This is a genomic window from Streptomyces sp. NPDC046977, assembly GCF_040644455.1.
Taxonomy (GTDB): domain Bacteria; phylum Actinomycetota; class Actinomycetes; order Streptomycetales; family Streptomycetaceae; genus Actinacidiphila.
Map to the genome: position 1 here is coordinate 21,963 of NZ_JBEYWO010000003.1, position 21,311 is coordinate 43,273.

Annotated in this window: 22 protein-coding genes; 6 read left to right on the forward strand and 16 right to left on the reverse strand. The window is 72.4% G+C overall.

Features of this window, described 5'->3' with window-relative positions; translation table 11 throughout:
* Positions 1 to 17 precede the first annotated feature (17 nt).
* Positions 18 to 728, reverse strand: coding sequence for a prepilin peptidase (locus ABZ883_RS05120; RefSeq protein ID WP_360901732.1), 711 nt, complete (start codon positions 726 to 728; stop codon positions 18 to 20).
* A 45-nt stretch (positions 729 to 773) separates the two neighbouring features.
* Between ABZ883_RS05120 and ABZ883_RS05125 the strand changes: the two genes are divergently transcribed.
* Complete coding sequence (locus ABZ883_RS05125) at positions 774 to 1,133, forward strand: DUF192 domain-containing protein (protein WP_360902901.1); 360 nt, start codon at positions 774 to 776, stop codon at positions 1,131 to 1,133.
* Positions 1,134 to 1,540: 407 nt separating this feature from the next.
* Here ABZ883_RS05125 and ABZ883_RS05130 read toward each other — a convergent pair whose 3' ends face one another.
* The 11 genes from ABZ883_RS05130 to ABZ883_RS05180 all read right to left on the reverse strand — a co-directional run bounded on the left by ABZ883_RS05130 (position 1,541) and on the right by ABZ883_RS05180 (position 10,646).
* Complete coding sequence (locus ABZ883_RS05130; RefSeq protein ID WP_360901735.1) at positions 1,541 to 2,182, reverse strand: OmpA family protein; 642 nt, start codon at positions 2,180 to 2,182, stop codon at positions 1,541 to 1,543.
* A 3-nt stretch (positions 2,183 to 2,185) separates the two neighbouring features.
* Positions 2,186 to 2,569, reverse strand: a complete 384-nt coding sequence (locus ABZ883_RS05135; RefSeq protein WP_360901738.1) for a hypothetical protein — start codon at positions 2,567 to 2,569, stop codon at positions 2,186 to 2,188.
* A 216-nt stretch (positions 2,570 to 2,785) separates the two neighbouring features.
* Positions 2,786 to 3,373, reverse strand: a complete 588-nt coding sequence (locus ABZ883_RS05140) for a pilus assembly protein TadG-related protein (protein WP_360902904.1) — start codon at positions 3,371 to 3,373, stop codon at positions 2,786 to 2,788.
* Positions 3,370 to 3,585, reverse strand: a complete 216-nt coding sequence (locus ABZ883_RS05145; protein ID WP_360901741.1) for a hypothetical protein — start codon at positions 3,583 to 3,585, stop codon at positions 3,370 to 3,372. The genes ABZ883_RS05140 and ABZ883_RS05145 overlap by 4 nt, the downstream gene beginning before the upstream one ends.
* Before the next feature lie 278 nt (positions 3,586 to 3,863).
* Positions 3,864 to 4,748 (reverse strand): DUF5936 domain-containing protein, encoded by an 885-nt coding sequence (locus tag ABZ883_RS05150; RefSeq protein WP_360902907.1) that lies wholly within the window; start codon positions 4,746 to 4,748, stop codon positions 3,864 to 3,866.
* Between the two features lie 19 nt (positions 4,749 to 4,767).
* Positions 4,768 to 5,691, reverse strand: coding sequence for a type II secretion system F family protein (locus ABZ883_RS05155; protein ID WP_360902910.1), 924 nt, complete (start codon positions 5,689 to 5,691; stop codon positions 4,768 to 4,770).
* Positions 5,692 to 5,702: 11 nt separating this feature from the next.
* The gene (locus tag ABZ883_RS05160; RefSeq protein ID WP_360901744.1) at positions 5,703 to 7,040 is read right to left on the reverse strand and encodes a CpaF family protein; all 1,338 of its coding nucleotides are present in this window, start codon (positions 7,038 to 7,040) and stop codon (positions 5,703 to 5,705) included.
* The gene (locus ABZ883_RS05165) at positions 7,037 to 7,438 is read right to left on the reverse strand and encodes a TadE/TadG family type IV pilus assembly protein (RefSeq protein ID WP_360901747.1); all 402 of its coding nucleotides are present in this window, start codon (positions 7,436 to 7,438) and stop codon (positions 7,037 to 7,039) included. The genes ABZ883_RS05160 and ABZ883_RS05165 overlap by 4 nt, the downstream gene beginning before the upstream one ends.
* On the reverse strand, positions 7,435 to 9,003 hold the full coding sequence (locus tag ABZ883_RS05170; protein WP_360901750.1) for a P-loop NTPase: 1,569 nt from the start codon (positions 9,001 to 9,003) through the stop codon (positions 7,435 to 7,437). Before ABZ883_RS05170 ends, ABZ883_RS05165 begins: the two co-directional genes overlap by 4 nt.
* Positions 9,000 to 9,713, reverse strand: coding sequence for a Flp pilus assembly protein CpaB (cpaB, locus tag ABZ883_RS05175; RefSeq protein WP_360901753.1), 714 nt, complete (start codon positions 9,711 to 9,713; stop codon positions 9,000 to 9,002). Before cpaB ends, ABZ883_RS05170 begins: the two co-directional genes overlap by 4 nt.
* Positions 9,714 to 9,725: 12 nt before the next feature.
* The gene (locus ABZ883_RS05180; protein WP_360901756.1) at positions 9,726 to 10,646 is read right to left on the reverse strand and encodes a hypothetical protein; all 921 of its coding nucleotides are present in this window, start codon (positions 10,644 to 10,646) and stop codon (positions 9,726 to 9,728) included.
* A gap of 295 nt (positions 10,647 to 10,941) precedes the next feature.
* On the opposite strand from ABZ883_RS05180, the gene ABZ883_RS05185 reads away from it, so the two are divergent.
* Positions 10,942 to 12,429, forward strand: a complete 1,488-nt coding sequence (locus ABZ883_RS05185) for a glycosyl hydrolase family 18 protein (RefSeq protein ID WP_360901759.1) — start codon at positions 10,942 to 10,944, stop codon at positions 12,427 to 12,429.
* Positions 12,430 to 12,485: 56 nt separating this feature from the next.
* Here the strand turns inward: ABZ883_RS05185 and ABZ883_RS05190 are convergent, their stop codons facing one another.
* From ABZ883_RS05190 to ABZ883_RS05205, 4 genes are all read right to left on the reverse strand, one after another.
* Complete coding sequence (locus ABZ883_RS05190; protein WP_360901762.1) at positions 12,486 to 13,940, reverse strand: gluconate:H+ symporter; 1,455 nt, start codon at positions 13,938 to 13,940, stop codon at positions 12,486 to 12,488.
* 90 nt (positions 13,941 to 14,030) lie between these two features.
* Entirely contained in the window at positions 14,031 to 14,435 is a 405-nt protein-coding gene (locus tag ABZ883_RS05195; protein WP_360901765.1) for a RidA family protein, read from the reverse strand.
* Positions 14,435 to 15,190 carry an IclR family transcriptional regulator gene (locus ABZ883_RS05200; RefSeq protein ID WP_360901768.1) on the reverse strand — a complete coding sequence of 252 codons (756 nt, stop codon included), beginning with the start codon at positions 15,188 to 15,190 and terminating at the stop codon, positions 14,435 to 14,437. Before ABZ883_RS05200 ends, ABZ883_RS05195 begins: the two co-directional genes overlap by 1 nt.
* A complete protein-coding gene (locus ABZ883_RS05205; protein ID WP_360901771.1) occupies positions 15,187 to 16,098 on the reverse strand; it encodes a sugar kinase in 912 nt (303 codons plus the stop codon). The genes ABZ883_RS05200 and ABZ883_RS05205 overlap by 4 nt, the downstream gene beginning before the upstream one ends.
* Positions 16,099 to 16,207: 109 nt before the next feature.
* On the opposite strand from ABZ883_RS05205, the gene ABZ883_RS05210 reads away from it, so the two are divergent.
* The 4 genes from ABZ883_RS05210 (at position 16,208) to ABZ883_RS05225 (ending at position 21,271) form a co-directional block, all read left to right on the forward strand.
* The gene (locus tag ABZ883_RS05210; protein WP_360901774.1) at positions 16,208 to 17,443 is read left to right on the forward strand and encodes an amino acid deaminase; all 1,236 of its coding nucleotides are present in this window, start codon (positions 16,208 to 16,210) and stop codon (positions 17,441 to 17,443) included.
* A gap of 522 nt (positions 17,444 to 17,965) precedes the next feature.
* Positions 17,966 to 19,516, forward strand: coding sequence for a D-aminoacylase (locus tag ABZ883_RS05215; RefSeq protein ID WP_360901777.1), 1,551 nt, complete (start codon positions 17,966 to 17,968; stop codon positions 19,514 to 19,516).
* A 72-nt stretch (positions 19,517 to 19,588) separates the two neighbouring features.
* Positions 19,589 to 20,800: a pyridoxal phosphate-dependent aminotransferase gene (locus ABZ883_RS05220; RefSeq protein WP_360901780.1), complete on the forward strand. Its 1,212-nt coding sequence runs from the start codon at positions 19,589 to 19,591 to the stop codon at positions 20,798 to 20,800.
* 78 nt (positions 20,801 to 20,878) lie between these two features.
* On the forward strand, positions 20,879 to 21,271 hold the full coding sequence (locus ABZ883_RS05225; RefSeq protein WP_360901783.1) for a hypothetical protein: 393 nt from the start codon (positions 20,879 to 20,881) through the stop codon (positions 21,269 to 21,271).
* Positions 21,272 to 21,311 lie beyond the last annotated feature (40 nt).

The window sequence follows — 21,311 nt, forward strand, 5'->3', positions numbered from 1 at the left end:
ACCGTCCGGCGTCCTGGTCAGGGGAGCAACAGCACCCCGGCCAGGGCGCCGGCCAGTATGAACGGCCCGAAGGGCAGCGGCGTCCCGCGGTCCGCCCGCCGGGCCGCCAGCAGCGCCAGCCCGGCAACGGCGCCCAGCAGGAAGGCCGTGAAGGTCCCGGCCACCAGCGAGTCCCACCCGTACCAGCCCAGCACGAGCCCCGCGGTGGGGGCGAGTTTGACGTCGCCGAAACCCATGCCGCCGGGGTTGAGCAGGTGCAGGACGAGATGCAGCAGCCCGAGCGCCAGCCCCCCGAGCAGGGCGCGCGGCCACGACCCGGCGTGGCCGGGAACCAGCCAGGCGGCCCCGAGCAGGGCCGCCGTCCCCGCGGCGGCAGGGAGCGTCAGCACGTCCGGCAGCCGCAGCACCGCCAGGTCGACCCGGGCGAGCAGCACCGCGAGCGGCACCAGCAGCATCCAGACGGCGAGCTCGGGCCGCGCCCCCGTGCGGCCGGCCAGCGCCGCGCACACCGCGGCCGTGCACAGGGCGTACCAGCGGCCGTCCGCCCACCACGCGCCGCGCACCGGCCCCAGCCAGCCCGGCACTCCCGCCGGGTACGGAACCCCCTCGGGGCCCGCCGTCCGCCACGACTGCTCCTCGCCGACCGCCAGACGGTGGGCCGCACGCGGCAGGACGAGACCCGCGACCGTTCCCCAGACAGCGGCCGCGACGATCGGATAGACATGCACCGGGCGACCGTACACGGGCCCGTGACCCGAGGGGACGTGACCGCATTGCGCACCCGCCCGCACGACGGCACCGCACAACTGCGCCTGCCCGGCGGTGTGGTGCCGCTGGAGGTCGCCGCCTCCTACCGCGCCCGCACCCGCGGTCTGCTGGGACGTGACGGTGTCACCGGCGCCCTGCTGCTGACGCCCGCCGCGAGCGTCCACACCCTCGGGATGCGGTTCGCCATCGACGTCGCCTACCTCGACCGGCGGCTGCGCGTGCTGGCCGTGCGCACCATGGCCCCGGGCCGCCTCGGCCGGCCGCGGCTGCGGGCCCGGCACGTGCTGGAGGCGGAGGCCGGCGCGATGTCCGGCTGGGGGCTGGTGCCCGGCGTGACGGTGGGCGTGGAGCCCGCGGCCCCCTGACGTCCGGGGCACCCGGGGCAGTGCTGCGGCGTTTCCCCAGAGGCATCCCGTGATCACGGTGCGTGTTCGGCGCTCCGGCCCGGACGGGGAAAGGAGACGGGCCGGTCCGCAGGGGGGGAGAGCGGACCGGCCCGAGGGGGGGGCTTCCAAGGTACCGCGTATCCGCCGCATTGCAGGACCAAGGTCATGAGGGAGATGTGAAGGTTCCCTTCAGAAAGGACCCCACCCGGAATCCGATTCACCCCTTTGGCCCTATAAGCGGCGTCCTTCTCCCCAAAACATACCGATGGCGTGCCTGTTTCGTCACTCCGCGTGACGAGGCGAGCAACCCGGAATTTAACCGCCCATGGGTCGCGCGTACCCCGCCCGGGTGAGTCGCGCCGTTGACCGGCGGCCGTCCGCACGCCTCAGGAGGGCCGGAACGTGATCTCCACCCGGCGGTTCTGCTTGCGCCCCGCCTCGGTGGAATTGTCGGCGATCGGGTAGTCCTCGCTGTAGCCGCGGACTTGGAACGAATGGCTGTCGTTCCCCAGCGAGGCCAGCTCCCCGGAGAGGATCTTGTAGACCGCGTCGGCCCGCTTCTTGGAGAGCACTTGGCCGTGCTCGTACGAGCCGAGGTTGTCCGTGAAGCCGAACACCCGGATCGGCTGCGTCACGTTCCTGGCATCGATGTCGGACGCGATCGCCCGGATCCGCGCCGTCGCGGCCGGATTGAGCTTCGCGCTGTCCCTCGGGAACACCACGTCGGACTGGAGGGCGTACGTGACCGAGGAGTTGGACTCCTCGTGCCGCTCCTCCCCGTCGTCGGCGGAGGCGTCCTCGGACGAGGACCCGTCCGTCACCGACACGATGTCCAGCACCTTCGGCGGCGCCAGCTTCGCGCCCTCCGGGAGCTGCAGGTCCGGGTCGTTCGCGTCGACCGGCGTCGGCGCGGACGGGGTCGGCTGCGCCGTCGGATCGTCGTCCGCGTGCGCCACCGGCGTGACGAACACGAGCGCGAGGCCCAGCACGGTGGCCGCAGCCACGGCCACGGGTCGGGGACGGGGCATGGCTCACCCCTCCGAGAGCGTGATCTTGGCCGGGGGCATCGTCGGCAACTGGAACTCCACCTCGGTGGTGGTGGCCGGCGGAGCCGGGAACTGCGCGAAGATCGGCCGGGTCTCGCCCGGCTTGATCAGGGTCAGGCCCATGGTGCACAGGCACTTGCCCTCGGTGTCGCGCAGCACGTAGTAGCGCTTCTTGCCCGCCTCGTCGACCAGCACGGCTCCCGCGACGGAAGCGCCTGATTTCTGCACGGCCATCTCCTGCCCCACCCAGGGGCTGGCGTTGAAGAATGATGTCCCGTTGTTGGTGAGCGTTCCCTTGATCGTGACGAAGCCGCCCGAGTCCCGGGTCGCCTCGGTCAGCGTGATGGTGATGTCCTTCTCACCCTTCATCTGAGCCAGAATCTGCGTCGGCTCATCCGATGGCGAGGCACTCGTTTTGCCCGTGGCACTCGGCGCGCTCGTTTTCGCGGACGGAGTGGCGTCAGCCTTCCCGTCCGTGCCGCCTCCACCGCATCCCGCCAGGGCCGTGGCGAGGGCCACGGCAGCGGTAACTACGGCGGGCCTGCGTAGGCGCCGTTGCTGAAATCGCATTCGGTCCCCCGTTCCTCACTCACTGAGATGGACGAAGTAGAAGTCCGCCAAGTTCAGGTGGAAGTCGCCGGCGGTCGGGTCCACGGTGAGTCGGTCACCGTCGCAGATGAACGTGACCGCGTCGCCGTCCGCGTCATCGACACTGCATCTGCTGTCAACGACCGCCGTGGCGGTGGCATGCGCAGGCATCGACTCCGTGCCGGGCACAACCGATTTGCCGACCGTGTCGGCGGTGTGGAGGGCGATCGTGGCGCCGCCCGGACCGCCCACAACGCACTCGTCGACAATCGCTCCGTTCTGACCGGCGTAGTTCGCCGCCTCGCCACAGGCGTTGCCGGGGGTCATCCCTCTCAGGTCCAAAAGATCCCTCAGCCCGTCGAGATCTCCGTCCTCCAGGGCGTCCAGGAACGGTTCCCGGACACTGTCGCGAACCTCCCGCGCGGCCGCCAGGGCCGACGCATCCGCTGCCGTCTGAGCGGTGTTGCGGATGGAAGCGGCTTGCCCCACGGCGAAGTACGCGAAGGCGAGGAAGAAGAGGGCGGCGACGGCAACGATGTAGATGCCGAGAGTCTGACCGCCGTCGCCGTCGAATCGCCGGTTCAGCCGCCGCCGACGATGTCGGCAATCTTGTCGAGGATGCCGGTCCTTACGGCATTTCCGATGTCCGTGGTCGCCAGCACCCCGATGATCACGGCGATCACCACCGCGATCCCCAGGTACTCGAAGGACGTCTGCCCCGCGTCGCCGCCGGCGCGTACGCGCGCCCGCATCCGCATGCTGAGCGCCGTCAGCCGGTTCACAACCCACCTGCTCATCTCTCGTGCCCCAAACCGTAGTCACGTGACGTACGCCGGCCGCGCCCCTTGCGTCGGCCGGGCTCTGGCTGTTGCGGCGGGACAGGGCGGCGGCGAGGTTCACGGTGCGCCGCCTCCCCTCGGGCCAACCCGCTGCGGTCCATGCTCGATTGCAGGTGCAAATATGGTTGCGACTGCAAAGGTACACCGCAGTCGCGGACTTCCGCACCCGATGGGGCGGGCATGGGTCCATACCCGTCCCGGGCCCCGGCCATTCCCCCATGTCCCCCACGTCTCCATCACCCCAGCAGATCACCGAAGTTGATCCGGGAACCGAGGATCGTCCCGGTCATGAGGAGGATCATCGTCGCGGGCACGAGCAGCGTCGTGATGACACCTGTCGCGCGCGGCACCGTACGGGCCGCGCGGCGGCGGGCGTTCTGCGCCTCGGTGCGCCGCATGTCCGTGGCGATCTGGAGCAGTGTGCGGGCGATGGGCGCGCCCAGTTCCTCGCCCTGCTGGAGGGCGGAGACGAACTGCCCCACCTGCTCGCTGCTGTTGCGCCTGCGCAACTGGTCGAAGGCGTCGCGGCGGCTGACGCCGATGTCCATCTGGCGCAGGGCGATGCGGATCTCGTCGCTCCACGGCCCCTTGTAGACGGAGGCGACGCGTTCGAGTGCCTGGCGGAAACCGAGTCCGGCGCTGACGACGACCGCGAGGACGTCGAGGAAGTCCGGCAGGGTGCGCTCGATCTCGTCGCGGCGTTTGCGGACGGCGAGCCAGATGCCGAGGTCGGTCCAGCCGAGGCCGTACGCGATCATCAGCAGCGCCGCGAACCAGTTCCCTGCCTGAAGCAGGACGAGGGCCGCGAGCCCGCCCAGGGCCCCGTAGACGGCGCGGCGGGCGGCGTAGCGGTCGACGGTCAGGCCGTAGGGGTGGCCGGCGTGGTCGATGCGGGCGCGGACGCGGCTGACGCGGGCGGGTCCCATCAGGCGCAGGACGAGCGGCGCCCATCGCATGCCGAGGCGGTCGACGGCGTTGCCGACGCGGGTGGTGCGGGTGCGGCCGACCTCCAGGGCGAGTTGGAGGTCGCTCGGCAGTTTGACCTCGGAGCGGTAGAGGCCGATGCCGTAGCACAGGCCGAGGACGGCCAGCGCGGCGCCGGCGGCCAGGGCGAGGGAGATCACCGGTGTCCCACCCCCCTCACACGTCGATCCGCGACATGCGGCGGATGAGGGCGAAGCCGACGACGTACAGGCCGAGGGCGACGACGACGGCGATCCGTCCGGCGGTCGAGCCGGTCATCGCGGCGAGCGAGCCCGGCATGATCCGGTCGAGCAGCAGCAGCGATCCGATGCCGATGACCGGCACCGCGTAGGCCGTGACCGTGACCTGCGACATCTGGGTGCGGATCTCGCGCCGGGTCTCCTTGCGCTCCTCCAGGGTCACCGTGAGGTTCCGCAGCGACTCCACGACCGAGCCGCCGGCCCGGGAGGACAGGACGAGGGTCGAGACCAGGACGACCAGTTCGCGGCTGGGGAGGCGTTCACGCAGTTCCTCCAGGGCGTCGTCGATGGAGTGGCCGAGTGCCATCGCGTCGGCGACCTTGCGCAGTTCCTCGCCGGCCGGGGCGTCCAGTTCCTCCGCGGCCATGCCGACGGCCGTGCGCAGGGCGAGCCCGGCCTGGGTGGCGTTGGCCAGGACGCGGGCGAGGTCGGGCAACTGGGCGATGAAGCGTTCGGTGCGCACCCGCCGCCGCCAGCCGAGGAAGGAGCTGACCGCCCATGCCGCGAGCAGCGCGGCGATCGGCCCGAAGAAGGGCGCCAGGACGACATCGGCCACCAGCCAGGACCCGCCGACCACGCCGATCGCCGCGGCGGTGAACTGGCCGGGGGTCAGGTTGGTGCCGGTCGCCGCGAGCCGGGCGGCGAGCCGCCGGCCCCACCCGGTGGCGCGCACCCGGCGGTCCAGTCCGGAGAAGGCGACCGTGCTGCGCCGGCCGGCCGGGACCTCGGCCAGCCGGTCGACCAGGGCGGCCCGGTCGGCGCGCCCGCCGGACCAGGCGTGCAGCCCCCACACGCCCAGCAGCAGGGCGATGCCGGTGACCCCGAGCACGGCCAGTGCCATCGTCGCGGAACTCACTTGGCCTCCCGGCTCGACAGCTCCAGCTCGGTCTCCCCGACGCCGAAGGCCGCGGGGACCGACTCCCCCGCCAGGTAGAGGCGTTCGGCCATCTCCCGCGGCACCGGCTGGTGCTGGAACCAGCCGCGGACGATCCGGTCGGCGCCCATCGGCTCGGCGCGGAAGCGGGTGGCGGTGGTGAGCCGGAAGGTGTCCCGGCCACGGGAGGACAGCAGCGCGATCTCGGCGATGCGGCGGGTGCCGTCCACGTCCCGGCGGAGCTGGACGATCACGTCCACCGCGCTGTTGATCTGGTCCCGCAGGGCCTCGAAGGGGATCTTCACCTCGGACATCGACGCCAGGGTCTGCAGCCGCAGCACCGCGTCCTCGGCCGAGTTGGCGTGCACAGTGGCCAGCGAGCCGTCGTGGCCGGTGGACATCGCCTGGAGCATGTCGAGGGTCTCGCCGCCGCGGACCTCACCGACGATGACGCGGTCCGGGCGCATGCGCAGCGAGTTGCGCACCAGGTCGCGGATGGTGATCCGGCCGTGGCCCTCGACGTTGGGCGGCCGGCTCTCCAGGCGGACGACGTGCTCCTGCTGGAGCTGGAGTTCGGCGGCGTCCTCGACGGTGATGATGCGCTCGCCGCCGGGGATCAGCCCGGACAGCGAGTTGAGCAGGGTGGTCTTGCCGGAGCCGGTGCCGCCGCTGACGATGATGTTGAACTTCGCCCGCACCAGCGCGGAGAGCAGCATCAGCATGTGCTCGTCGAGCGTGCCGAGCCCGATCAGCTCGTGCAGGGTGTAGGCGCGCGGGAAGCGGCGGATCGTCAGGATCGGGCCGGTCAGGGAGAGCGGCGGGATGATGACGTTGACGCGCTCGCCGGAGGGCAGGCGCGCGTCGACCATCGGGTTCGACTCGTCCACGCGGCGGTTGACGGTGGAGACGATCCGCTCGATGGTCTGCAGCAGTTGCTCGGCGCTGCTGAAGCGGGCGTCGACGGGCTCCACCCGGCCGCCGCGTTCGATGTAGATCCGGTCCGGGCCGTTGACCATGATCTCGGTGATCGACGCGTCCTCCAGCAGCGGTTCGAGGATGCCGAGGCCGAGGGCCTCGTCGACGACCCGGCGGATGATGCCCGTGCGTTCCTTCGTGGACAGCACGGGGCCCTCGCGGCTGATGATGTGCCCGAGGACGCGCTCCAGGCGCACCCGGCGCTCGGCGGCGGCGAGCGCGGACATCTCGGCGAGGTCGATCTCCTGGAGCAGCTTGGCGCGGTAGACGGCGACGAGGTGGCCCTCCTGCGTCTGCGGGGCGGTGTCGTCGTGGGCCGCGATGCGGTCGCGCAGGCTCATCCGTCCGCTCCTTCCCCGAGTTCGCCGTCTTCGTGGTCCTCCCTGGGCATGGTGGCGCTGCGGGTGACGGAGCCGGGGCTCAGGCCGGGGATCACCGAGGGGATCTCGATGGTGGCCGTGGCGTGCGTGGCGTCGCCGCCGCCGTCGGTCGTCACGTTCGTGCCGTCCCGCAGCCAGGAGCTGACGGCCTGCGTGCCGGCCGCCGCTCCGCTCAGGGGGTGGTCGTGGCGGGCCTCCATGCGGGCGGCGGTGCGGGCGGCGGTGCCGGCCTGGGCCGCGGTGTAGGCCGCGATGCCCAACTGGACGCCGGCCAGGGCGATGAGCAGCAGGATCGGCAGCATCCCGAGGAACTCCAGCGAGGCGCTGCCCCGGTCCCGCCGCCGGGAGCGGCCGGTCACGGGGCGTCCACCTCCTCGTCGACCGCGGAGGCGTGGCCGCGGACCCACAGCGGGAAGTCGACGGAGCCGGGGAAGAGCACGGGCACCTTCAGTCCGACGGTCACGTCCACCATGCCGTCGGCCCTGCCGGAGTCCACGGTGACCTGGTTCCAGGCGCCCGGCAGGTCGTCGACCGCGGCCGCGCGGGCGTCCTTGCCGACCGCGGCGGCGCGTGCGGCCTGGTCGGCGGCGTGGCCGGCGAGGGTGAAGGTGTAGCCGGCGAGCACGGCCTGCCAGACCAGGACCAGCACCAGCAGGATCAGCGGCGTCATGCCGAGCGTCTCCAGCGCGACCTGGCCCTGGTCGCCGCGGGTGCGGCGGCCCTTGCGGGGGACGAGGGCGCTGCCGGCCGCCCCGGACAGGCCCAGCTCGGCGGCCAGCGCCCACACGCCCTGCTTGACGGTGGAGCGGTTGTCGAGGTCCTGGAGCCGTCCGGCGTCGACGACGGCCTGCAGTTCCCGGAACGCCGCGGGGACGACGGCGGCGGAGACCTTGGTCCCGGTGATGCGGGCGACCAGCGAGGGCTGGATCTCACTGCCGCGGGTGTGCCGGTTGACGGTGACGAGGACGTCCTGCGGTTTGCGGATCTGCAGCCGGTCCCACAGGCGCACCATGCGCTTGGCGGCGCGGACGGCGACGACGTCCGGGGTGGTGACGAGCAGCGCGGTGTCGGCCGTCTCGACGGCGACCGCGTTGGCGGCGGTCATCTGGGTGCCGCAGTCCACGACGACGACCTCGTAGCGCTGCCGCAGCGCGTGCAGGACGTGCCGCGCGGAGCGGTCGGTGACCTCCTCGCCGCGTTCGCCGTCGCCGGGGGCGAGCAGCAGCGCGGGCCCGGCCTCGTGGACGTACATGGCGTCCTGGAGCACGCGGCTGGTCACGTCGGGGATGTCGGCGAGGTCGGCGACCGAGCGGCGGAACTGGACGTCGAGGTAGGAGGCGATGTCGCCGCCCTGGAGGTCGAGGTCGACCAGGGCGGTGGACTTCCCCGCGGCCTGCGCGGCCAGCGCGAGCTGCACGGCGATCACGGTGGTGCCGACGCCGCCCTTCGCCCCGGCGACGGCGACCATCGTCCCGCCGGGCACGGCGGGCAACGCGGCCTGCTGCGGGCTGAGATGGCGCCGTACGCCCGCCGCCCAGCCGGCGGCCGCCTCGATGCGGGCCCCGAGTTCGTCGTACGACAGGGGCAGCGAGACGACGCCGCGCGCGCCGGCGTCCATGGCGCCGGACAGGACCGCGGGGCTGGCGTCGGCGGTGAGCAGCACGACACCGACGGCCGGGAAGCGCAGCGCGATCTCCCGGATGACCTCCAGGGCGGGCATCGGGCTGATGCGGTCGTGGACGACGACGGCCTCGGGCAGTTCGTCGATCCCGGTGTCGGCGGCCCGCGCGAGGACGTCGAGGAGGGTGGTCGAGTCGGGCAGCGCGGGGCCGGGGTCGACGCCGGGCAGCTGGTGCAGCAGACCGGTGAGGGCACGGGCGGTGTCGGGGTCCGGGGTGCCGGACAGGATGCGGACGCCGTTCACGAGGCGGCTCCGTCCCGGGCGAGGGTGTAGGTGCGGTCGCGTGCGGACGGCGCGGTGTCGTCGCCGGGGGCGACCAGGGCGAGGCGTACGTGCCGGGCGAAGGACTCGGCGAAGGCGACGCGCTGGGCGTCCTCGGCGCCGAGCGCGAAGGTGATGGGGACGCCCTTGGCTCCGGCCCGCTGGCTGTCGGCCCCGGTGTCGAACGCCCTGATCTCCCCGACGTCGATGACCCGGGCGTTCGCCACGATGATCTTCGAGACCTCGGGGTCGGTGTCCTTGCGGGGCGCGAAGGTGGCGAAGATGTTGACCCGGGCCCCTGGTGTGATCTTGCCGGCGACGCCGGTCTCCGCGTCGATCATGATCGCGATCTCCATCTGCCCGGCCTGCAGCGCGGGCCGTTCGGCGACCATGTCGGTCTGCAGCAGCGATCCGCGCTCCAGCGGGACCGCGGCGATCTTGCCGCTGAGCTGCCCGACGTCCCGGACGGCCGTGGCGGGCAGCCAGCGCTCGGGTATGCGGACCGGTTCCAGCTGGCCGCGGCCGATGGACTCGTACGCGGGGACGTCCTTGGCCAGCCGGTACGCGGTCACCTTGGGTCCGACCTGGGAGCGCGCGTCGCCGATGACGGTGACGACGCCCGCGAACGCGGCGAGCGCGCACAGCGCGGAGACCACGAGGAGGACGACGCCGCGACGCTGACGTGAGTTCATAGAGGTGGGGCCCTATCGCTCAAGTGCCGAGTGCTGGTGGGGAGAGTCTTCGGAGGGATCGTCGGAGGGACGGGACGGGAGGGAGGGCGCTGCGCGGGCCGCGAGGGTGTGCGGCCGCGGTTCGGCGTGCACGACCTGACGCGGCCGCTCGGGCGGCCGGATGCGCTGAAGTCCGTCGACCGGGGCCGAGCAGAACAGGCAGCGGTCGCCGATGACCGCGAGGCCGCACCAGCCGCAGCTGTCCCGGCGCACGGAGGTGACCAGTTGGTAGAGCACGCCCACGTCGGCGATGTACGCGGTGAACTCGACCAGCTTGCCGGTGCCCCACCAGCGTGCGGAGTCCGCGGGCAGCGGCACCTCGCGCACGTGCTGGGCACGCCAGGTGCGGGCGAGCGGGCCGGTGACCCAGCCGGGGTCGACGCCGTGGCCTTGGGCGAACACGAGCTGGGTGAGGAAGGCGGGTCCGGCGGGCACCGCGGAGGGATCGGCCTCGACGAGGTGCGGCTCGGGATGGGCGAGGACGGCGAAGTGGCGGCCCGGCAGCAGCGATTTCAGGTGCGCGCCGACGGGGACCGCCACGCGGTCGAGCTTGGCGACGGAGCCCAGCAGCGCTCCGGAGTGGAGGTAGTGCGACAGCAGGCGGGCGGCCCCCGCGAGCACTCCGGGCCCGAGGTCGGTCGCGGCGAGCTGCCGCAGCTGCTCGGCGAGCAGGACGGCGGCCAGCGGCGGCACGTCGACGGGCACGATCGCCACCCGGTCCGCCTCCAGGGCCGCCCGTACGGTGTGCACACGGCGGCGCAGCGGGTCGGTGGGGTCGGGCGGCACGAGGACCACGAGATGGCCGTGGGCCTCCAGAGCGGCGACGGTGCGGCTCACGTGCTCCTCCAGGGGGAGCGCGAGGTCGTCCGTCGTGACCGCTATGACATTCGACACCCGTTGCCTCCCGGAACTCCCGCCCAGTCCCATCGCGGTGAGCCTATCGGTGTGTAGTGGGAGCAGTGCGCTAAGTCGCCGAACACTTGATGAAGTCGGTACCCATGTGACGGGGCGAATACGCGTGCGACCGCAGATGCTCCGCGCATATGCGCGGCCGCGGCGGCGTGCACAGCACCGGGCGGGATGCCGCCCGGGGGTATTGACCGGGGGATTGGTCTGGACCAAACTTCGACCTCACAAGAGTGGCCACTCGCGTACCCGTTGCCCAACTCCTCGCCCCCAGGAGGCAGTAGTGGAACTCGCACGCTCGCGGAGCACCGCCCTGAGAGCCGCGGCGGCCGTCGGAGCCGCCGCCCTCGCGGTGGCGGGACTCGTCGCCAACTCCGGCAGCGCGAACGCCGCCGACACCAACCTCGTGACCAACGGCGGATTCGAGAGCGGCCTGTCCGGCTGGACGTGCACCGCCTCCAGCGGCTCGGCCGTCGGCTCCCCCGTCCACGGCGGCACCAAGGCCCTTCAGGGCACGCCGTCCTCCTCGGACAACTCCCGCTGCTCGCAGACCGTCAGCGTGCGGCCCAACTCGACGTACACGCTCAGCGCCTACGTCCAGGGCAGTTACGTCTACCTCGGCGCCACCGGGACCGGCATGGCGGAGGCCTCGGTCTGGACCCCGTCCGCGACCTCGTACCAGCCGCTGTCCACCAGCTTCACCACGGGCGCGAGCACCACCTCGGTCACCGTCTACCTCCACGGCTGGTACGCGCAGCCCGCGTACCTCGCGGACGACGTCAGCCTGCTGGGCGCGCCCGGCTCGGGCACGCCCACCCCGACCCCCACGCCCACCGACCCGACGCCGACGCCGACCCCCACGCCGACCCCGACGCCCACCGGTGGCGGCTCGCTGCCCAAGCACGTGCTCACCGGCTACTGGCAGAACTTCAACAACGGCGCGACGGTGCAGACCATCGCCCAGGTGCCGGGCCAGTACGACATCATCGCGGTCAGCTTCGCCGACGCCACCACCACGCCTGGCGCGGTCTCCTTCACCCTCGACCCGGCGCTGAACTACTCCGTCAGTCAGTTCAAGGCCGACATCGCGGCCAAGAAGGCGGCCGGCAAGAAGGTCGTCGTCTCCGTCGGCGGGCAGAACGGCACGATCAGCGTCAACGACTCCGCCTCGGCGAACAACTTCGCCAACAGCGTCTTCTCGCTGATGCAGACCTACGGGTTCGACGGTGTCGACATCGACCTGGAGAACGGGATCAACGCGACCTGGATGACGCAGGCCCTGCGCTCCCTGTCGGCCAAGGCGGGCTCCGGGCTGATCATCACCATGGCCCCGCAGACCATCGACATGCAGTCGACGTCCTTCGGCTACTTCCAGACCGCGCTGAACATCAAGGACATCCTGACCGTCGTCAACACCCAGTACTACAACAGCGGCACCATGAACGGCTGCGACGGCAAGGTGTACGCGCAGGGCACGGTCGACTTCATCACGGCCCTCGCCTGCATCCAGCTGCAGAGCGGCCTGGCCCCCTCGCAGGTCGGCCTCGGACTCCCGGCGTCCTCCCGGGCGGCGGGCAGCGGCTATGTCTCGCCGACTGTGGTGAACAACGCCCTGGACTGCCTGACCAAGGGCACCAACTGCGGTTCCTTCAAGCCCTCCACCACCTGGCCGGGGCTGCGCGGCGCGATGACCTGGTCCACCAACTGGGACGCGGCGAACGGCAACGGCTTCTCCGGCACGGTCGGCCCGCACGTGCACGGCCTGCCGTAACCCGCCGCACCGCGCCCCCGGGAGGGGTCCCGTCCCCCGGGGGCGCGGTGTCACGCTCAGACCGCCAGGCTCACCGCGCCGGCGACGGCGAAGCCGGCCACCGACAGCACGGACTCCAGCACCGTCCATGTGCGCAGCGTGTCGCGCTCGCTGATGCCGAAGTACTTGGCGACCATCCAGAATCCGCCGTCGTTGACGTGCGAGGCGAAGATCGAGCCCGCCGAGATGGCGCAGATGACCAGCGCCAGGTGGGCCTGAGAGAAGTGCCCCGAGGCCAGCACCGGCTGGACGATGCCCGCCGTCGTCACGATGGCGACCGTCGCCGAGCCCTGGGCCACCCGCAGCGCCACACTCAGCAGCCAGGCCAGCAGGATCACCGGCAGCCCGGCGTCGCCGAAGGCCTTGGCGAGCGCGTCGGCGATGCCGCTGGCCTTGAGGACCGCGCCGAAGACGCCGCCCGCGCCGACGACCAGCAGGATGTTGCCGATCGGCTTGAGCGAGGCGGTGGAGACCGCCTCCAGGCTCCGCCGGCTCCAGCCGCGCCGGATGCCGAGCAGCCAGTACGCGAGGAAGAGCGCGAGGGTCAGCGCGACGAAGGGGTGCCCGAAGAAGGTGAGCAGCGAACGGGCTGTGCCCTCGTCCATCGTGACGGAGGAGAAGGTGGCCAGCAGGATCAGCACCAGCGGGGTGCCGATGATCGCCAGCACGACGCCGACGGAGACCGGTTCCTGACGCGGCGCGTCATCTCCCTCCCTGCCCTCGCCGCGCACCGCCTGCCGTGCCTCCTCGACGGCGTCCGCCATGTCCTGCGGCACGGGGACGAAGATGCGCCGGCCGATCCACGCCGAGAACGCCCAGGCCGCCAGCACCGCCGGCAGGCCGCAGACCACGCCCATCAGGACGACCCAGCCGAGGTCCACCCGGAAGACGGCGGCCGCGGCGACCGGGCCGGGGTGCGGGGGCAGGAAGGCGTGCGTCATGGAGAGTCCCGCGAGCAGCGGGAGGCAGTAGAGCAGAATCGATTTTCCGCTGCGCTTGGCGGCCGCGTACACCAGCGGGGCCAGCACGAAGATGCCGACGTCGAAGAAGACCGGGATGCCGAAGACGAGCCCGGTCAGGCCCATCGCCAGCGGGGCCCGCCGCTCGCCGAAGGCGCCGAGCAGCCGGCCGGCCAGCGCCTCGGCGCCGCCGGAGATCTCCAGGATCGCGCCGAGCATGGTGCCGAGGCCGATGATGATCGCGACATGGCCGAGGATGCCGCCCATGCCGGTCTCGATGAGGCTGGTGGCGGTCGACCGCTGCACGGTGCCGAAGAGTTCGGTGACGCTCAGCCCGGCGGCGAGCGCCACCGCGATGGAGACCGCCAGCAGCGCCACGAAGGGCTGGAGCCTGGCCTTGATGATGAGGAACAGCAACAGGACGATGCCGAGGACGGCGACGGTCAGCAGCCCGGCGGTGCCGGGGATCAGGGCTATGAGACCGCCGGTGTGGGGGACGGGTTCGGTGTTCACTCGGGCTCCCGGTGGGTTTCGGGCATGGGGGGACCACGGAACGGCGTACGGGTGCTGAGGTGGGACGTGTGGCGCGGTGGGGGGCGGGCGTCAGTCCAGGACGGCGAGGGCGTCGATCTCGACGAGCAGTCCGGCGGGCAGGCCGACGTAGACCGTCGTCCGGGCGGCGGGGGCGCCCTTCAGGTCGGCGAAGTAGTCGTCGAAGAGGGCGTTGAACTCGGCGAAGTGGGCGGTGTCGGTGAGGTAGACGCGGATCATGACGGCGTCCTCCCAGGAGGCGCCGCCCGCCTCCAGGACCGCCTGGACGTTCGCGAGGGTCTGCAGGGTCTGCTCCCGCAGCCCCGGCCCGACCGGGACGGGGGCCTGGCCCGGCACCGCGGGGCCGAAGCCGACCTGGCCGGCGACCTGGAGGATGCCGCCCTTGCGGACGCCGTGGGAGAACCGGGCGGGCGGGGTGGTGTGGCCCGGCGGGGTGATCGCGGTCTTGTCGCTCATCAGGCTCCTTGGCTCGGTTTTCCGGAGTACTCGCGGCTGATCGCCTCCGCGGTGCGCTGGATCTGCGGACGCAGTTCGAGCAGCTCCTCCGCGCTGACGACCACATTGGGGGCGGACAGGGAACAGGCGGCCGCGACGCGGCCGTCGGCGCCGCGGATCGGCGCGGCGACGCAGTTGATCGACTCCTCGTGCCCGCCGAGGTCGCTCGCCCAGCCCTGCTCGCGCACGCGGGCGAGTTCGGCCAGGTGGGCGGCGGCGTCCGGGGTCGAACGGGAGGTGTAGCGCGGGTACTCCAGCCCCCGTACGACCGCCCGCCGCTCGGCCTCGGGCAGATCGGCCAGCAGCAGTTTGGCGACGGCCGCCACGGTGATGGCGACGGGCTTGCCGATCCGCGAGTACATGCGGACCGGGTACCGGCTCTCGACCTTGTCGATGTAGACGACCTCGCCCTCCTCGTACACGGCGAGGTGGACGGTGTGGCCGGTCAGTTCGCCGAGCGCGACGAGGTGCGGGTGGGCGATGCCCCGGACGTCCAGGTGCTCCATCGCCTCCTGGGCGAGCGCGAACAGCCGCGCGCCCAGGCGGTAGCGCTGGTCGTCCTGGCGGTAGACCATGCCGTGCTCGTGCAGGGTGCGCAGCAGCCGCAGCGCGGTGGACTTGTGCACGTCCAGGCGGGTGGCGACCTGTTCGAGGTTGGCGGGCCCCTCCGCGAGCAGGGGCAGGATGCGCAGGGCGCGGTCCACGGTCTGGCTCATGCGCGCAGTCTCCCCCATGCCTCCTCGCCCAGGGCGGCAAGGGAGTCGCCGCGTACCCCGATCGCCGCGGCGGCGAGCGCGTGGCCGCGGGCGAGGCGGTCGGGCAGCGGCTGTTCGCGCAGCGTCGCGGACAGGAACCCGGCGGCGAAGGCGTCGCCCGCGCCGACGAGGTCGGCCACGGGTGCGGCGGCCGCGGGCACGAAGACGCCCTCGCCGCCGCCCTCGTAGGCGGTGGCCCCCAGCGCGCCCTGCTTGACGACGAGGACGGCGGGTTCGGGTAGCGCCTCGCGCACGGCGTCGGCGTCCGGCAGACCCCAGGCGGCCTGCGCCTCGTCCTCGCCGACCAGGACCAGGTCGCAGCGGCGGGCGAGTACGGCGAGCAGCGCCGGGTCACCGGAACGCCACAGCCCGGGCCGGTAGTTGACGTCGAAGGAGATCAGCGGGCGGCCGGGCGCGGGGGCCGTGAGCTCGTGGACGAGGGCGGCGCAGCCCGCCGAGAGCGCGGCCGTGATGCCGGACAGGTGCAGGACGCGGCCCGCCCAGGCGTCCTCGCGGCCGACCACCGCCGGGGACAGGGCGGCGGCCGCGGAGCCCGCCCGGTAGTAGGCGACCTCGCCGTCGCCGGTGCGGAAGTAGACCCCGGTGGGGCGGTCGGCGTCACGGCACACGCCGGACACGTCGACCCCGGCAGCGGCGATCTCCGCGAGCAGGTGGTCCCCGAAGGGGTCCGCGCCGACGCGGCTGATCCAGCGGGCGGTGTGACCGAGCCGGGCGAGCGCGCAGGCCACATTGGACTCGGCGCCGCCCGTCCCGCGCGTGAACGCGGCGGCCTCGGCGAGGCGCTGCCCCGGCACGGAGGGCACAAAGGTCACCATGGACTCGCCCACGCACACGACGTCCACGGTCACCTCGGCTCCCTCCGGGCACCGTTGACCCGGCGCCGGCAGGGATGTTAGACACGTCACAACACAGCACGCAATGACCGTTGCACATACTGCAACACCCCTGGGAGGCGCGATGCGGATCGACGAGCTGCGCGAGGAACGCGTGGACCACCGCTTCAAGGGCCTGCCGCCCGACGCGGACGGACGCACCGTCGGCGAACTCGCCGCCGAACGCCGCTCCCTGTTCGACGGCGGCTTCACCACCCCGCTGCTCACGCTCTCCGCACCCGCCCTGGAGCACAACCTCACCCAGCTCGCCACGTACGCGGCCAAGCACGGGCTCGCCTTCGCGCCGCACGGCAAGACCTCCATGGCCCCGCAGCTGTTCGCCCGGCAGATCGAGCACGGCGCCTGGGGCATCACCGCCGCGACCCCGCACCAGGTGCGGGTCTACCGGGCGTTCGGCGTGCAACGGGTCTTCCTCGCCAACGAGATGGTCGACGCGGCGGCGCTGCGCTGGCTCGCCCGCGAACTCGCGGCCGACCCGGACTTCCGTTTCATCGCCTACGTGGACTCCGTGCGGGGCGTCGAACTCATGGACGCGGCGCTCACCCACACCGTCGACGTCGTCGTGGAACTCGGCGCCGACGGCGGCCGCACGGGGGTGCGCGGCGCGTCCGAGGCGGCGTCCGTCGCCGACGCGGTGACCGCCGCCCGGCACCTGCGGCTGGTCGGCGTCGCCGGCTACGAGTCGCCTGCGGCGGACCCGCGGGCCTGGCTGGCCGAACTGGTCGCACTGGCACGGGACTTCGACGCGGCGGGCCGCTTCTCCGCGACCGAGGAGATCGTGGTCAGCGCGGGCGGCAGCGAATGGTTCGACGCGGTCGCGGAGTCCTTCGGGGCCCTCACCCTGTCCCGGCCCGTACTCAAACTGCTGCGGTCCGGTGCGTACATCACCCACGACGACATCCACTACCGCGACCTCACCCCCTTCCGCGACCGCATCCCCGCCGAGGGCTCGCTGGAACCCGCCTTCCGCCTGTGGACCCAGGTGCTCTCCCGGCCCGAACCGGGGCTCGCCCTCCTCAACGCGGGCAAGCGGGACGCGCCCTACGACCTCGACCTCCCCGTGCCGCAGGTCGTGCGCCGCGCGGACGGGTCCACCGTCCCGGCGGCCGGGCTGACGGTCACGAAGCTTGCCGACCAGCACGCGTTCGTGGACGTGGCGCCCGAGGGGGCCGACCTGGCGGTCGGGGACTGGGTGGGGCTGGGGGTGTCGCACCCGTGCACGGCGTTCGACAAATGGCAGCTTGTGCCTGTCGTGGGCGAGACCGGGGTGGTCACGGACTTCCTCCGCACGTTCTTCTGACCCAGGTTTTCCCCCGCCCACCCTCCCGTGTGCCCCGTGAAGTCACGCACCCCGACGCCAGTTGTTGGCGGGCCGGGTGCGGGCCCTCCGGGGCTGCCATTCTGGACAGCACATTTAGGTGCCTCAGGCACCCGCCTTGATCACTCCGGGTTGTGCACCCAAATATGCTCCACAGTCCAGAACGCCACCCCTACGACCCCGCCCCCTCCGTCTCCTCATGCGCCTGATCCCCGGTGGGTGGGTGAAGAGGCGGTCCGGGGTCGCTGCAAGTGCCCATCCGAACCCCCACCGGCCGTAAGTCGCCCCAACGACCCCGGGAGGGGGTGCGCCGGGGTCCGCCCGCAGGGGACGAGCGGCGACCGCGGTGCGCAGCACGTTGGCGTAAACCGCGAGCCCCGAGGACGGACTCCGGAGCGGCGCCGACCCCACAACGCACGCAGCGCAAGGCGGTCACTTACCGCGCCGGGCACACGGGAGGGAGGGCGGGGGAAAAAGCCCAACCGAACAGGAGGAGCGCCGCACATGGATCTCGCGATCAGGAACGCCCACATCGTGGACGGCACCGCAGGTGCACCGTACAGAGCCGACGTCGCCATCCACCAAGGCCGCATCACCGCGATCGAGCCCCACATACGCGGCGCACGCCGCAACCTGGACGCGACCGGCCTGGCGCTCGCGCCAGGATTCATCGACATGCACGCCCACAGCGACCTCGCCCTGCTCACCGACCCCGCGCACGAGGCGAAGGCGGCGCAGGGCGTGACCCTGGAGGTGCTGGGCCAGGACGGCCTGTCGTACGCCCCCGTGGACGACGCCACGCTCGCCGGCCTGCGCAGCCAACTCACGGGGTGGAACGGCGATCCCGAGGGTCTGGAGTACGACTGGCGCAGTGTCGGCGAGTACCTGGACCGCCTGGACCAGGGGGTCGCGGTGAACGCCGCGTACCTGGTCCCGCAGGGCACCGTGCGGATGCTGGCCGTGGGGTGGGAGGACCGCCCGGCGACCCCGGCGGAGCTGGACCGGATGAGGGCGCTGGTCGCGGAGGGCATGGCGCAGGGGGCGGTGGGGATGTCGTCGGGGCTGACGTACACCCCGGGGATGTACGCCTCGGACGCGGAACTGACCGAGCTGTGCCGGGTCGTGGCCGCGCACGGCGGCTACTACTGCCCGCACCACCGCAGTTACGGCGCGGGCGCGCTGGAGGCGTACGCCGAGATGATCGCGCTGACCCGCGAGGCCGGCTGCGCGCTGCACCTGGCGCACGCGACGATGAACTTCGGGGTGAACGAGGGCCGTGCCCCTCAGCTGCTGGCGCTGCTGGACGAGGCGCTGGCGGCGGGGGCGGACATCACCCTGGACAGCTATCCGTACCTGCCGGGCTGCACCACGCTCGCGGCGACCCTGCCGAGTTGGGCGACCGAGGGCGGCCCGGAGGCGACCCTCGCCCGGCTGCGGGACGACGCGCAGGCGGAGCGCATCCGGCACGTGATGGAGGTGGAGGGGTCGGACGGCTGCCACGGCGTGCCGATGGACTGGTCGTCGATCGAGGTCTCGGGGGTGCGGGAGCCCGCCCTCGCGGGCCATGTGGGCCGCCGCGTGCCGGACTTCGCCACGGCGCGCCGGCTGCTGCTGGAGGACCGGCTGGGCACGACGATCCTGCAGCACGTGGGCCACGAGGAGAACGTCCGGGCGATCATGCGGCACCGCGTGCACACCGGCGGGAGCGACGGCCTGCTCGTCGGGGACAAGCCGCACCCCCGGGCGTACGGCACCTTCCCGCACTACCTGGGCCACTATGTGCGCGAGCTCGGCGTGCTCCCGCTGGAGGAGTGCGTCGCGCATCTGACCGGGCGGCCCGCCGCCCGGCTGGGTCTGCCGGACCGCGGGCTGGTCCGCGAGGGCCACCGCGCCGACCTGGTGCTCTTCGACCCGGCGACGGTGGCGGCGGGCGCGACGTTCGAACGGCCGCGGGCGCTGCCCACGGGCATTCCGTACGTGCTGATCGACGGCCGGTTCGTCATCGAGGACGGCCGTCGCACCGACGTGCTGGCGGGCCGTTCCGTCCGATCGTGACGTCACCTGATCGGCTCACACGTGGCCAAGAACACGGGGCGAGGGGGGTGGGCTGGCCGTAAGCTCACGGACATGCAGGTGATCCAGTCCACGAAGCTCTCCAATGTCTGCTACGACATCCGCGGCCCGGTGCTGGAGGAGGCCATGCGGCTGGAAGCGGCAGGTCACCGCATCCTGAAGCTGAACACCGGCAATCCGGCGGCCTTCGGTTTCGAGTGCCCGCCGGAGATCCTGGAGGACATGCTGCGCAGCCTCGGCGGCGCGCACGGCTACGGCGACTCCAAGGGCATCCTCCCGGCGCGGCGCGCGGTGATGCAGCACTACCAGACCAAGGGCATCGACCTGGACGTCGAGGACATCTACCTCGGCAACGGGGTGTCCGAGCTGATCCAGATGGCGATGCAGGCGCTGCTGGACGACGGCGACGAGGTGCTGATCCCGGCGCCGGACTACCCGCTGTGGACGGCGGCGGTGTCGCTGTCCGGCGGCACGCCGGTGCACTACCGCTGCGACGAGCAGGCGGACTGGTTCCCCGACCTGGCCGACATCGAGCGGAAGATCACCGACCGCACCAAGGCGCTGGTGATCATCAACCCGAACAACCCGACGGGCGCGGTGTACGACGACGAGCTGCTGCGGCAGCTGACCGACATCGCCCGCCGGCACAACCTGATCGTCTGCTCCGACGAGATCTACGACAAGATCCTCTACGACGGGGTGACCCACACCCCGACCGCGGCCATCGCCCCCGATCTGCTGACGCTCACCTTCAACGGGCTGTCGAAGGCGTACCGGGTGGCGGGCTACCGCAGCGGCTGGCTCGCGGTGTGCGGCCCCAAGGAGCACGCGACCAGCTATCTGGAGGGCCTGACCATCCTGGCCAACATGCGGCTGTGCGCCAATGTGCCGGCGCAGCACGCGGTGGCCACGGCGCTGGGCGGCCGCCAGTCGATCAAGGACCTGGTGCTGCCGGGCGGCCGGCTGGCCGAGCAGCGGGACGTGGCGTACGAGCTGCTGACGCAGATCCCCGGTGTCACCTGTGTGCGGCCGAAGGGCGCGCTGTACGCGTTCCCGCGGCTGGACCCCAAGGTCTACAAGGTCAAGGACGACCAGCAGATGGTGCTGGACCTGCTGCGCGCGGAGCGGATCCTGGTGGTGCAGGGCACCGGCTTCAACTGGCCGGAGCCGGACCACTTCCGGCTGGTCACGCTGCCGTCGAAGGAGGATCTGACGGACGCGGTCGGCCGGATCGGGCGGTTCCTGGACGGTTACGGCCAGCCGTAGGCCGGATGGCTCGATTCACTCCCTCCTTAGACTCTGTCCAAGGTAGGATGTACTCCTGAATGCAGGAGGAGTGCACCCATGTACGAGCCGATCCGCACCAAATCGGTCCATACGGCGGCGGCACCGCGCCTTCCGCGACGCAGCCGTGACGAGGAGCTGGACCTCCAGCTCGCCGGACACCTCGCCGCCCTGCTGACCGTCACCGACGAGCTGCGGGGGCCGGTACCGTGCCCCGAACTCGACCGTGCGGCGGAACAGCTCGCGGAGGTGGTGACGCGGCTGCACCACGGACGGCGGCCGCTCCGGCTCCCCGTCGGCCCGCGGGCCGGGGATCCCGACCGCAGGGCCGCCCTCCACCGGCGGGCGCACGCGCTCGCCGGCCGGGCACTGGTCGTCGCCGAGTCACGGCAGGACACGGAGGCCGCGGCGCTCGCCGAGCGCCGCCTCGCCGCCCACGCCGGCACCGTCTGAACGACCCGGGGCCCGGGCACGACGCCGCACGCGTCGTGCC